This is a genomic window from Vibrio sp. 10N.286.49.E11, from assembly GCF_041469505.1.
Taxonomy (GTDB): domain Bacteria; phylum Pseudomonadota; class Gammaproteobacteria; order Enterobacterales; family Vibrionaceae; genus Vibrio; species Vibrio crassostreae_C.
Window position 1 is genome coordinate 97,200 of record NZ_JBFRKQ010000034.1, and the last position, 13,619, is coordinate 110,818.

Consider the following 13,619-nt stretch of genomic DNA (forward strand, 5'->3'; position numbering starts at 1 on the left):
CTAATTCGTATGACCAAGGATTTGGATGAACTACATGTAACGATGGATGCTCAAGTCGTCTGCTTTTATATCGCAATCAGAGCCACTGACCACGCTTGCCAAGATCTTTCCTGAGCCACATGCCATTGTCCAACCTAATGTCCCATGTCCAGTATTTGTAAATAGGTTCTTGATAGGCGTCTTACCGATAATAGGCGTACCATCCGGCGTCATTGGTCTTAACCCAGTCCAGTATTCAGCCTTAGAAAAGTCACCCGCTTGTGGGAAAAGATCTTTAATCACCATATCAATCGTGGCTTTGCGTTTTTCAGGGATAAGGTAATTAAACCCCGCAAGTTCTGCCGTCCCTGCAATGCGAATACGATCATCAAATCGCGTCATCGCTACCTTGTAAGTTTCATCCATCACAGTCGAGGTTGGTGACTTATCTGCATTCACGATCGGCAGTGTTAGCGAATAGCCTTTCACTGGATAAACCGGGATCGACAAATCGACTTGCTTCAACAGTTCTCGAGAATAGCTTCCTGAAGCGACCACGTAAGCATCCGCTTTGAACTCGCCTTGAGTCGTTGTAATACTCTCAATGGTTTGATTCTGATGATTGAGCCTAACCACTTCGGTATCAAACACGAACTGAACGCCGAGTTGCTTGGCTTTCTCAGTCAGGATTAAACAGAACTGATGACAATCACCGGTTTCATCGTGTGGTAAATACAGGCCGCCCACCAGCTTGTCTTTAACGTCTGCTAAACCAGACTCCACTGACAGACACTGTTCAACATCAAACAGCGAGTGTTCGATTCCACTCTCTGTTAATAGCTTCATATCCTGCTGAATAGCGTCCAATTGTTTTTCGCTTCTGAATACTTGCAAGGTGCCTTTCTGCCGGCCCTCATAAGCCAAATCTTCACTGATTCTTAGATGAGTCAGGCAATCTCGGCTGTAGTTAGCGACTCGTAACATCCGCGATTTATTCTGTGCGTACTTGGCTTCATTACAGTTGGCGAGCATCTTAGTCGCCCAAGACATTAACTCTGGAGAAAGAGAAGGCTTCACTTTAAGTGGCGCATGTTCTTGGGTAAGCCATTTCATCGCTTTCAAAGGGATGCCCGGTGCCGCCCATGGTGATGAATAACCGTAAGAAATTTGCCCGGCATTCGCAAAACTGGTTTCTTTGCCACTGCTATCTTGACGATCGATAACCGTCACCGAGTGGCCCTCTTTCGCCAGATACCAAGCACTGGTCAAGCCAATCACACCGCTGCCAATTACAATTACTTCCATTCTCTTCCCCTAATGCCCGACAAAGCCAAAACCAGCCGAACACAACTGTCAGTGTAAAACTCGTTTCGTTAATGGTTTGTAACTTATTCCGCACGTGTTGACTTAACAATAGAGAGAGCGTTGACAAAAACTCAATTCGACTTAAAAACGAATTCGGCAGTTTGAAAGTGTGATATTGGCGGTATTTGAAAGCTTAGGTAGGAGTCGCTAAGTAAATCAACTAAGCCTAGATATTATAAGCGTCATGGCTTAAGAAAGTGGCGTTCTCGAGTAAGAAATCCAACAAGGTTTCGGCTTGTAGCGTAAGTGCACGGCCTTTCAAAGATTGAACCTTAACCGTCGCCTTCGATAGCATCTCCAACTCGGTCGCAACCACTTCAATCTGCCCTGACTTTATTTCATCGATCACAGTGAGCTTAGGCATAAAGGTGACGCCCAACCCTGCTGAAACGAAGTTAGTCAGTGCCGTGACTGAGTTAGTTTGAAGTTTTGGCTGCAAGGTAAGATGGGAAATTTGTTCAGCCTGCTTTACTAGCCTCCCCATACCGGTCGAGTTATCGATCAAGGCGAGAGAAGCGTCTTGAATATCTTGCATTACCACTGGTGCATCTTTCATCGTAAGGAAGTGCCCCTTCGGAGCAATCAATTCGAGCGGATGACTACGCTCGACGTGTGAATGCAGTTTAGGATGAGGTGCAGACGCATAGGTGATCGCGAAATCTATCTGTTGATCTTCTAACATTTTCACGGCATCCAATGCACCTGCAATTTCAATCGATAAATTGATATCAGGGTATCGAGCCATGAAGGTTTGCATCGGTTTAGAGACCAAGTTAGTAATAAATCCTTCTCCAATCGCGATGCTAACATTACCGCCCTTGAGGTTTTTAAGCTTGGTTAGTCGAGCAAGCACAGCGGCCTCTCCACGAACAATGGAACGGTAGTAATTCAGCAGTTCATTACCCGCTTCGGTTAACAGTGATTGGCGGTTGTTGCGCTCCCATACTTTCATTTCCGCTTGCGCTTCTAACTGTGTCAACATCCGACTCATCGCGGCAGGGTCAACGTTCATCATCTTAGATGCCTTACGTAACGACCTGTATTTTGATAACGCGTTTAAGTACTCGAGAGCACGGATATTAAAGTGGTGCATTCAACTTCCTTGTAATTCAACTGACACTTAATCAAGCGTCTCACAAATTTGCTGCGAACATATATCCCAATTTATCAAGATCGTAATTGCACTTTCTAACTTGTGCACCGAGTCACTTCAAGACATCACATCAAAGGCTGATATACGTGTTTTAGCTTGCTGTCGATAAAACAAAGGCGACAACTTTCGTCATCACCTTTGAGTTGTTACTTCTTGTAGAGCAACAATCATTTTCACTGATGGACTTAGGCATCAAGTAAAAGGTTCGGTCGAATCAAGTCATAAACACAAGCAAGTTCACTGCTGAATTCAAACTGTTTGTTGATAATGCCGCCAGCCATATGAGGGTGCCCGCCGCCAAAACCAATCCCTTTTTCATTAAGGGCCCTTCTAACTATCTTCGCGACATTGTTTTTTGAACACTCTGAACGGAGAGAGATAAAGGTCTTCTCTCTATTTCTAGCAGTGAGAACAACAATATCGAGCTCATCAACACTCAGCAAGAAATCACCTAACACGCCAAGCATATTTTTAGGGCAACCTTCAGGAAGCACAGCAAATGCTGCGTTTTTTTCACGACGTAAGCTATCGAGCATGGAATAGAAAAGTTTTAATTCATGGAACTCTACTTGATTACGACAAATTTTGTTAACCATATCATTATTGGCCTTCGCTTGAAGATACAACAATGCTTTTAGATCTGCAGTCCCTACCCCTCGGGTAAAGTTTGCGGTATCAAAACTCAGACCAACCAATAGTGCTGTCGCAATATTTTGGGGCATCTGCAGAGAAAAATAACGATAATACTCAACCATTATGGTTGCTGTTGAACCATAGTTTGAACGTATATCGGAATACCATACAAAATCAGGTGCTTTCACTTGATGGTGGTCGATCACTCCGACCTCAAGCCCCGGAAAATCGATGACATTTTTCTCACCAATACAGCCATCAACAACAATAACCTTGTCATCCGGTTGTAGTTTCAAATCTTTTGGCTGATAGATTGGAATATCTAGCCAATCTATTAAGTTCCTGAGTGACACTCGATCTATATAACCATGAAACGTAATATATGGGCGCAACCCTTTGCTTTTTAATAAGTATGCTAAGGCGTATGCGGAAGAAATCGCATCATGGTCAGGAAAGTCATGAGCTTGAATAATGATTCTGTCATCACCCTTAAGCCGTTCTAGAAAGCTTTCGAACTTTAAATTTGCCATAATCCCACTGCTAATAAAGTTCTAGCTTGATCATAAGCTAGAACTGATGCGTTAATGGTTAACTCTTATGAATTAAACGATATTCGGTGTTAGACAAAATAGCTTCTTCTAAAGCCCCCACACCTAACGTACTGTAACCATAGAAATTAGGTTTCGCATTCAAACGTAAAGACTGTACGCTTTCTACAACGTTCTCGTCCATTGTTAAAGCGTCTACCACTTCCGAAAGCAACTTCCTGTTCTCTTGTAACATCGGCGAAATAAACTCACTCGCACCACTGATTGATGAGTACAAGTAGCCAAATTCGCCACCATTATTCTCTTCAATGTAGTAGTTACCTGTTCTTGCAAACGATGCACGGATCTCATTGACACTTTCAATAGAACTAAACGTCTGTGCAAAAAACTCAGAACCACCTGCATGCTCGAATGTTTCTGGAGCAAAGTCTTCATTTGGGAAGACCAGATAAGCGACGATCGCATTATCTCGAGTAATCGCAGAAAGGATGAAGTTGTCGTCCTGGTAGTACTTAATCACATCATCCGTTGTAGCGCGCTTAATATAAACAGGCGCACCAAATGTTTGGTCTAAGGTTTCGGCAGATGAACGAATATAGATTTTGTCCAACTTTCTATGCGATGGAATGTCTGTCATTTGAGAAAGACCAAAATCGAACATCTTTTCTAGCGCGTCAAAGCTGTCATTAAAGCCGCCCAAAGCAATGGAAATAACCGACACTAAGCCGATAGTGCGTGCCATACCGCCCTTCTTCTGCTCTTCCAACAGAGACTCTTGAGTGTCTTGAAGTTCTTGTAACTCTTCCTGTATATCTTTTTGAATATCCTTGTTTTGCTCTTCAGACATTTTTAACCTTTGATCTCGTCGATTTTATCCATTAGCGCATCTGTACCATCTTCAGCCTTCTCTTGAACTCGCTCAAAAGCATCCGTGTCCATGGTGCTTTCAATTTCATCGCTGTAATTAAGACCAAGATAAATGCCGATACCGATAAATACTAAAGCGAAAATTTTAAACATTGCTACTCTCAATTCATTAACTGGTAATCCAAGTACATGCCAATGACATGTACTTGTTTGTTTTGCTTAACTAATTTATTACTTATACAAAGCGATACGACTGTTTACTTTCTTCAAGTAATTTTTGGTTTCGTCGTACGGCAGATTAACCACTAGCTGATCATAGACTTGTTGAGGCGTCAGCTGGTTGATAATCTTCGATGCTTTGCCAATACTGGTGGAGCGATCTTTATTGAACGCTCTAGCCACATTACCCGCACCAGTGTTATATGCGGCAATGACACAGTACAAACGGCTTTCGTCATTCTTTATCTTGCGAAGATACTTACTGTTTAGGATGTCTAAATAGGCCGTACCTGTTTCTACGTTGATAACTGGTTGATACAGATCCGCCACTTTCATTGGCGCGTCGATATTACGGACTTGTTTGTTAACGTCATGACCCGCACTGGTTGGTACCACTTGCATCAAACCAAACGCAGGCACGTGTGATTTCGCATCCGGACGGAACGCCGATTCCGAGTGCATGATTGCCATAATCAGTGCAGCATCAACTTCCCAGTTTTTACTCTCGTTTTCAGCCAACGCACTGTACTTGCTCGCGCGCGCTTTTAAGCTGTTCTCAGGAAGCTTAACTTTGTAACTGATCACTTTTTTCGGCTTAGACGGGGCCGCCGCAACGTCAACGGCTGGCTTAGGCTTTACCACTTGTGGCTGTGGCGCTTTTTCGACGACTTTTTCCACAACTTTTGGCGGCTGCTTTTTTGTTGGCGCGGGCTCTAGCTTGGCAACCTCTTTTGATACTTCAACCTTTTCAGCTGGCTTTACGATCTCAACTTCTGGCTCTGGTCGTTTAACCTCAATACCATGTTTGGCACGCATTTCGTCATACAGCTTGGTTTGCGCCGCAATACGTTCCTGAGCTTTTGCCAGTAGTGCCATTTTCTTGTTATGAGCACGCTGGTAAATGAAAGAGTCTGGAATACCAGTATCAGATAAAACCAATCGCTCGGCTTGCACATCCAACTCATTCATCTGGCTTTGCGTCTGCTGGATAACGAAGTTTTTCTCTTCTTGCTCTTTCTCCAAAGAGTAAAGCACCGCGTGGTCTTCTGCTTTTAGCTCCGCTAGCTCAACGTTTTGACCAGCAACCTCAACCGGAATGTTTTTAACAAGCGCTTTAATCTCTTCAGGGCTGCTATCTTCATCCACCAATACAGATACTGTTGCAGTATTGGTTTCGTAATCGACTGAAGTTTTCACCTGATCGTCTTGAGAGTAATCCACCTGCTTGGTTTGAGATGAAACCTCACCCTCGCCCCATGTCTTGATTAGATCGGTTCTGCGCTCATCGAGGTTGTTAGTATATTCATCACGCCAAGCTTCGTACTCATCCAAATAAGCATTAACGTAAGCATGAAACTCTTTGACTTTGTCTTCTTGAGACTGGCTTGCTTTGGCAACAGCATTGTTTAGCTGCTGCTTTTGTTCTTCTGACACAGCAAATGCCTGAGAACTAATAGCTGCCGAAATAACTACAGCTAACACGGTCTTATTGATCATTTTGTACATAGTTCACTCCCAGAGTGTATAGAGACAAAAGGCCACTCAAATGGCGGCCTTTTTCACTAATACTAATCGCGGTTCCGTTCGCGGTTATTTTTTCAATGCATCGAACGCCGCCGCAAGGTCTGCTGCCGCTTTCTCATTGTTGAATTGATCCCACAAAGCAGAATCTTCACCACCAACTTCATCAATTACTTTGTTCATATTCGCATCGTATGCAGCTTGGTCCATACCGACTAGAACGTACAAGCCGCCCGTTGGGCTTGCTTGGCTTACGATAATGCGGCTGCTAGTAAGCGTTTTATTCACGACTGTCTTAGTGATGTTCTCGAATGTCTCTTGAACATCTTCAGTCACTAGCGTTATACCCTCTGCTGCCGATGTAGAAGTCACACCTTCAGTAGCCGCTTGGAATAGGTTGCTCACGTCAGTTTCAAACTCAGCTGCAAGGTTTACACGAGCATCATTGACTGCAACTTTTCGCATAACGCTCATACCAGCTGCACTCTTCTTGGAGTAGCCTTTTGCCGCTGCAGCGATATCGCTTGGTATCACGTCACAAATCCAACCAGGCGCAGATACGGTAGGTGCATCTGGGAAAGTACATGGAGCGAAGTTTTGCGCTTCCTTAACCGTCGCGTTGTTGCTCTGACAGCCAGCTAGAACTGCTACTAGTGAAGTTGCAATAAGTAGTTTTTTCATTTTTTAATTACCTGACTATTTAAGCGTGCATTCTATATCTGCCCAGTGACAGCCTTCTGGCACCATTTTGCCTAAAGAGCCTTTTTGAACTTTAAGAGCTGTTTCTTCGTCAATCGACACCCAAGAATAATTTGGTGTCACTGCGTTGTGTTCATTGTTTACAACATGGCCGGTACCAATAGGGAATATTTCCGTATCGCCTTCCATTGACTTCATTGCTTTTGAAAACAATACCTCAGCCCCTGGTGTGACCTTTTTATTCTTACCCATATTTAACTTCACCATGCTGCCGTGTTGGCACTGACGAAGCTCGGATACATGAGCACTTGCTGCCAACATTTGCTTTAAGTCATAGGTATGTTCAACCGCTTCCATAGCCGCTTTGCTAGCTAGGCTTTGATATTGTCCAATTGTGATTGGACAATCAGAACTGCGCTCTTCTACTGTAATTTGCTCATCACCTTCCATTTCAAAGCGTTTAAGCAATGTCATACTTGGGACTGAAACCACTTTCGTGACAGCTTTAACATCAACCTCGAATCTACATTCAGCTGGGTAATATTTCACTTCACCATCATCCTTAGTTTTCTTACGAGCTTCTTTGTACTTGTAAGTAAGGTCTGATGCCGTTATTTCAGTAATGATTGCAATATCTGCTACCGACGCTCCTTTGGTGTTGTATCGGCCACTTTGCTCGGCGAACATTAGCTCTTTCTTAAGCTTATTAGCTAAAGTACGATCGACCAATTCTGCACCGGAGCTGGAAATCTGACTTTCAAGCTCATTTCGCATTGAAGAAATCAGCTTTGTTCGCGCTTCATCTTGAAAAGAAATATCTGGCGAAAGTACGATAACTTTAACGTCTTCTGTTGATGGGATAGTTACGTCAGCTTGCTCAATTTCGACGCGAGTATCAGGTGTGCAAACCTCTACAGGCGTACTCGAACAACCAGTCAAGATAGTAAGTACCGCACTAGCCATTAACGTTTTCTTTAACATATATTCTCTCCCGAATATGTTTATTTTATTTTTCTAGGACTAGAGGTTCGCTATTTAATTAAGCCCAGCGCAGTCCAAATCCCTTTCTCTTTTATTTGCTCATCAAAGTGGCGAGCAGCCCCTTCGTCGGCATATTTGTAGCTAGTTACAGAATTTCCTGTAGAGATAATTTCACTACGTGACACTGTTTTAGATTTCTTATTTATAATTTTGACATTAGAGACCAAGGTTGAAATATACGCGTCTCCGACTTTGTTTCTTCGACGCTCAGAATCCACTTTCAACACATGAGTTTGGTTTTTGTTCTTTGAAGTTGAGGTCGCGATATTGAACTCTGATAACTGGTTCCCCAGCAGTTCAATTGCTTTTCTTGACTCTCTATCTGAAGAGAGACGGATGTTAATTTGGCTGCTTAGTTTTTGGTGTGTAATAGTCAGCAGTTCGATTGCGCTGATGTCAGCTTTATAACTAGGCTTCAGAGATGAAAGCATTGCGATACGCACAGAAGCATCGTGTTCAGTTTGATAAACACTGCGATTGTCTAACCACCAAAGTAATTTATCTTCGTGAGAAAGCGCATCAAGTTCGATTTGAGATTTACGGTTTAGATCTTTTATTTCGCGAATCAACTGTTGAGTCACGAGTGACTTTTTCACTCTTACTTCGACAAACGCACCAAGATCATTCTCTTCCATTTGTACATATTCGATACCATTTAAGGTCAAGGATTCAGTCTTAGTATTAACTTTGTTATCAACTAGACTATTTGAAAAAACCTTACCATTGGTTTCTCGAACGATGTCTCTCATGTAAAAAGACGACTCGACTTGAGTCCATAACTTTTCGTTGATGTTGTTTACAGCAATTTTTTTAGCATGAGACAGAGTTAGCGCTTGAGAAACTGCATAAATGTACTCGTCACTGTCTACTTTAGGCTTTAGATACCATTCAGGTTTTGTAGATTGACAGCCAGAAAGAACAAGCAACGCGAATAGCGCTATGAAAAAGCGAACTATTTTTTTATTTGAAGACATTTGGAACCAACATCGAAAAAGTTTGTCGCAATCTTATATCCTCAAAATTAAACATTCAAACGACCAAATTTATAGTTTGATTCATTTTTGAGCCAAATATATTTATTTTCTATTGATCTCACACATCAAATTCATACAAAACCTCCGTTAATTAACAAAAAAGACAATACAAAGCCTTGATTTTTTGGCAATTGATGTAAATTATAAATTACACAATAACTCTTTATTTTCCATTGATAAAAACGTGAACAAAGTCTTAAAAAAACCGAATTTCGGTTCAAAAAATACACATAACTTTGATTAAAAAAGTGATATTCATTCAATAAAAGTGAAATACTGATCTCAATGACAAATTTGATATTAACAGCAGATTTTAGTCTCTACCCTAAATAAAGATACCAGACAGACACTCGAAAAAATGAAATTCCGTTAATCACAACAATGTTAATAAATCACTATCGCGCGGGATTTACAGAAATGAGCTGTCTATTTCTCATGCCAATACTGATAAAAATGAAAATAAGGTCTAATTAAATGGATATCAGAAATATAGGCCATTAGCGGATAAATAAAGATGGGAAGTAGATCTTGTGGGAAGATAAATTATTTTTAGTTTCTATTTAAATCGAACCAAGAAACCAAATAAAACACCAACAGACAATGAATCCTTATTAAAAATAACCTTCATAGACAGAAAGTACAGATACCACCTTAAGGGTAGTTTCACTTTTATCTATGAAGGGTTTGAGCATGTCTTTCTGACTATTTTAGCGCGAGTAACTTGTCCGTAAACTCGGCAAAACCATATCCGCCAGGTTGAGTCATCACAACGACTGGATGGTGTTCAAGGCGTTGCCAATAGTGCTGAATGTTAGATACCCCAACGCTATTTGATAAGGCTTCAAACATATATTGGTCGTTCATCGAGTCACCGACATAGCAACTACGCTCAAGTATATCTTGGTCAGATAACCCCTTCTCTTTAAGAAAAGCGGTCGATGTCGCTTTCTTAGAGTGCTCACCATACCAAGCATTGATGTGAATAGAGCTTGCTGTCGCATGTGCACCTAACGCGTGAATCTTAGAGACTATCTCTTCGATAATGGCATCGTCGACTTTAGGACGGTTTTGACCGATATCGATTGCCACCTCACACAGGCGGTAAGACTGATCCAGCGTTAAACTGAGCTCTGGGTAATCGCCCAAAATAGCCAATACTTGTTCTTTCAGCTTACTCTGATTGGCACTGACTTCTGGCAAAGGGATATCAGAGCGCAATGTCAGATAACCGTTTTTCTTTTCCATAATGAACGCGCCGTTCTCGCCGAGAACCGCATCAACAGGCCACAACTGAGCAATGTGATCACACCACCCTGCACATGCGCCCGTTACCGCAACTACTTTTTTCCCTGAATCACGTAGCTTGCTTAACGCAATCAAGGTTTCAGGAGGCAATTGACCTTGCCACGTTAAGGTGTCATCCACATCGGTTAACACCCAATCTATCTTTTTCCAATTTTGGTTCAATTCATTCGATACCGAATTCATTTCTACACCTCTAAACAATCAATCACTAAACAGTGTTAAAGCAAATTCGGTAAAAACATCACTAAGCTTTCAGAGAAAGTCAGCAACATCAGAACCGTAAGTAGTGCTAGCAACAACGGAGCCACTTCTCTTACGAAGTCGACAATACGAACTTTTAAAATCGAGCAAACCGTAAACATCATCGAACCAAATGGCGGAGTCACACCACCAATCATGATATTCACAATCACAATAATGCCGAAGTGAACCGGGTTAACGCCTAGGTTAAGCACAGCTGGCAATAGTAATGGCGTGAGTATGATCATCGCAGCACCGCCTTCGATGAACATGCCAACCACTAACAGCAGTACGTTAATCAACAACAGCAAGACGAGCTTGTTGTCGGTAAGTTCAATCAACGCAGACGCAACATTGTGTGGGATCTGCTCTAGCGTCATGTAGTAACCAAAGACCATGGCACCGATAATGATGAACATGACACTACTGGTGCCTTGCACTGTTTCACGCATGATCAGCGGGATATGGCGGAAGCCCAGTTGACGATAGACAAAGATGCCAATAATCGCGCAGAGTAATACAGCAATCGCACCCGCTTCAGTAGGCGTGAACAAGCCAAAACGCATGCCTAAAATAATGCCAAATGGGATCAACAGTGCCGGAATCGCTTTCAGGAAATAATGAAAGCGCTCTTTGGCAGAAGCTGGCTCAGAACGCGACGGTTTGTAACGACGTTTGCGAGCGATGAACGCGATCGTCACCATCAGCGACAGCGCCATCAAAAATGCCGGAACGTAACCCGCAATAAACATTTGATGGACCGACACATTCGCTAATAAAGCAAAGATGATTAGGTTGATACCCGGTGGAATCACAGGGCTGATACTTGATGAAGCAGCTGTTACAGCGGCCGTGAATGGTAAGTCGTAACCACGCTTGGTCATCTCAGGAGCAAGAATCTTAGACTGCATCGCCGCATCCGCATTGGCAGATCCAGAGATACCGCCCATCAGAGTACTCAATGCTACATTCACTTGAGCAAGGCCACCGGTTTTGTGACCAATCATAGAATCAGCAAAGGCAAGTAAGCTCTTACTGATCCCCGCATAGTTCATCACCGAACCCACCATGATAAAGAACGGAATAGCCAACAACGGAAAAGACTCAGCAGAGCTAATAAAGCGCTGCATAACCAAGCTCACCGGAATAGAGTCATTGATAAAAAGAAAGTAAACCATCGCCGATGCAATCAGAGAAAACGCGATGGGGATGTTCAAAAGAAATAGAACAAACAGAATAAGGATTGGAAGATAGCTTTCCATGAATCGTACCTACTTAGAAGAGCGCTTTAGAGAAGCGACATCGTTCGCAATAAATCGAACGGTGTGGATCGCCATCAATGAGAAACAAAGCAACAACACGCCATTGATAACAAAATATGATACGCCCATGACTGGCGTTACCTTGTTAGATAACATGAGATATTGATAACTCAGAACTGCCATTAAGAGGTTCAGAGCCAGTAGGAAAACGGAAACACATAGCCTAAATGGGATTTTTGCTTTTTCTGGCAACATGGCAACCACCACGTCCACACCCATGTGAAGCTTGTGTTTGTAACAGGAGCTAATCCCTAAGTAGACAGCCCAAATGAAGCAAATAACCGACAACTCTTCGCTCCACGGGACAACAAAGCCAAATCCATAACGCAGGACGACGTTAACGATAACAACCAAAACGGTGATCGATATAGCGATAGAAGCGAGGATTTCTTCAATATTTTTCAATAAAAACAAAAGACTTCTCCAGCGAAATACCGAATACAACGTGGGTATTTCAGGAATAAAACGGCCTAAGAATAGTTAGGCCGTAATCATTAACTAATTAATTGACGTATGCAGGATTACTGTGCAGCTCGGATCGTTTCTAGCTCTTTCATGATCGTCGCGTGTATACCTTCACTCCAGCTTGGGAACTGGTTGTACACATCTGCCGTCAACTGGTTGAACTCTTCAGAATTCACTTCATTGAAGGTAACGCCTAGCTCTTCAAGTTTCTGAGTGTATTCAACATCCAATTTAACTAGCTCAGCAGTGTTAGATTCAGCGCCAGCCTCTAGCTCTTCGTTGATGATCTGTTGTTGCTCTGGCGTAAATTTGTCCCAAAGCGTTGGTGAAATGTAGATACCCACTGTGCCAAGGAAGTGCTTAGTCAAAGACATGTTCTTAGCCACTTCGTAGATCTTGGTTGAGTACATTGTCAGGATAGAACCTTCAAGACCGTCAACAACGCCTTGTTGAACACCTGCATAGGTCTCAGGGAATGGAAGAGAAGCTGGAGCTGCGCCCATTGCTGAAAGTGTGCTAATGAACAGCTGACTTTGTGGAACACGAATACGCATGCCTTTCATGTCATCAGAGTTAACGATCTCTTTATTGGTGATCATGTGGCGGAATCCAAACATGTAGTCTGCATTCAGTACTTTGATGCCTTTCTCTTCCGCTTTAGTCTTAAGGCCAGCGACGAAATCAGTGTCCATCATCGCTAAGTATTCATTGTAGGTGTTGTACAGCATTGGACCTGCAAGTGCAGCAAAGTCAGGCACGTAATCACCTAGATAAGTCAAATCCTCTACGGCAATCCAGTTGGCACCGTTAACCACTTGTTCCAAGTTATCTTTGTAAACAGGCAATTGGCCACCAGGGAAAACTTTAATGTTTACCGAGCCATCGGTTCTTTCTCGAATTTTGTCGGTCGCTTTGATTAGCTCTTGTGTAAGCAGCTCATTTTGAGTGAACACAAGGCTCATGTTGATATTGATCGGCTCGTCTTTAGCTTCAGAACCAGCCTTGTCAGCTTCACCACAACCAACAAGCAGCGTTGCCGCCATAATTACTGTACCTAATAGCTTTTTCATTTTTTATCACCTTTATGTGGCTATCGTTTTCTAAATATAGAGGGGGTTATTAAGTTTTCGTAGAGTATGTGAGTGAATTATTACATTCATATGAACATTAATCTTACCGACTTGAACATTGTGAGTATAAGGTCTCACTATTGTATAAACTCTGTACA

The 13,619-nt window shown here is 42.5% G+C and carries 13 protein-coding genes; all 13 read right to left on the reverse strand.

Going from position 1 to position 13,619, the window contains the following annotated elements; translation table 11 throughout:
* Positions 1–30: 30 nt before the first annotated feature.
* The gene (locus tag AB4167_RS07445) at positions 31–1,284 is read right to left on the reverse strand and encodes a D-amino acid dehydrogenase (RefSeq protein ID WP_136982026.1); all 1,254 of its coding nucleotides are present in this window, start codon (positions 1,282–1,284) and stop codon (positions 31–33) included.
* 226 nt (positions 1,285–1,510) lie between these two features.
* Complete coding sequence (locus tag AB4167_RS07450) at positions 1,511–2,437, reverse strand: LysR family transcriptional regulator (RefSeq protein WP_136973584.1); 927 nt, start codon at positions 2,435–2,437, stop codon at positions 1,511–1,513.
* 245 nt (positions 2,438–2,682) lie between these two features.
* Positions 2,683–3,660: a bifunctional oligoribonuclease/PAP phosphatase NrnA gene (locus AB4167_RS07455; RefSeq protein WP_017062040.1), complete on the reverse strand. Its 978-nt coding sequence runs from the start codon at positions 3,658–3,660 to the stop codon at positions 2,683–2,685.
* A gap of 58 nt (positions 3,661–3,718) precedes the next feature.
* Positions 3,719–4,525 carry an ETEC_3214 domain-containing protein gene (locus AB4167_RS07460; protein ID WP_017071747.1) on the reverse strand — a complete coding sequence of 269 codons (807 nt, stop codon included), beginning with the start codon at positions 4,523–4,525 and terminating at the stop codon, positions 3,719–3,721.
* Between the two features lie 2 nt (positions 4,526–4,527).
* Positions 4,528–4,698 (reverse strand): hypothetical protein, encoded by a 171-nt coding sequence (locus AB4167_RS07465; RefSeq protein WP_017062042.1) that lies wholly within the window; start codon positions 4,696–4,698, stop codon positions 4,528–4,530.
* A gap of 78 nt (positions 4,699–4,776) precedes the next feature.
* Positions 4,777–6,270 (reverse strand): transglycosylase SLT domain-containing protein, encoded by a 1,494-nt coding sequence (locus AB4167_RS07470; RefSeq protein ID WP_136982027.1) that lies wholly within the window; start codon positions 6,268–6,270, stop codon positions 4,777–4,779.
* A gap of 84 nt (positions 6,271–6,354) precedes the next feature.
* Positions 6,355–6,966 (reverse strand): lipoprotein, encoded by a 612-nt coding sequence (locus AB4167_RS07475; protein ID WP_017062044.1) that lies wholly within the window; start codon positions 6,964–6,966, stop codon positions 6,355–6,357.
* A 15-nt stretch (positions 6,967–6,981) separates the two neighbouring features.
* Positions 6,982–7,965, reverse strand: coding sequence for a hypothetical protein (locus AB4167_RS07480; protein WP_029236521.1), 984 nt, complete (start codon positions 7,963–7,965; stop codon positions 6,982–6,984).
* A 50-nt stretch (positions 7,966–8,015) separates the two neighbouring features.
* Entirely contained in the window at positions 8,016–8,999 is a 984-nt protein-coding gene (locus tag AB4167_RS07485; RefSeq protein ID WP_136982028.1) for an LPP20 family lipoprotein, read from the reverse strand.
* A 762-nt stretch (positions 9,000–9,761) separates the two neighbouring features.
* Entirely contained in the window at positions 9,762–10,547 is a 786-nt protein-coding gene (locus AB4167_RS07490; protein WP_136982029.1) for an HAD-IIB family hydrolase, read from the reverse strand.
* Positions 10,548–10,582: 35 nt separating this feature from the next.
* Positions 10,583–11,866: a TRAP transporter large permease gene (locus AB4167_RS07495; protein WP_065585139.1), complete on the reverse strand. Its 1,284-nt coding sequence runs from the start codon at positions 11,864–11,866 to the stop codon at positions 10,583–10,585.
* A gap of 9 nt (positions 11,867–11,875) precedes the next feature.
* The gene (locus AB4167_RS07500; protein ID WP_017062049.1) at positions 11,876–12,340 is read right to left on the reverse strand and encodes a TRAP transporter small permease; all 465 of its coding nucleotides are present in this window, start codon (positions 12,338–12,340) and stop codon (positions 11,876–11,878) included.
* 107 nt (positions 12,341–12,447) lie between these two features.
* Positions 12,448–13,461 (reverse strand): C4-dicarboxylate TRAP transporter substrate-binding protein, encoded by a 1,014-nt coding sequence (locus AB4167_RS07505; protein WP_017062050.1) that lies wholly within the window; start codon positions 13,459–13,461, stop codon positions 12,448–12,450.
* Positions 13,462–13,619: the final 158 nt, after the last annotated feature.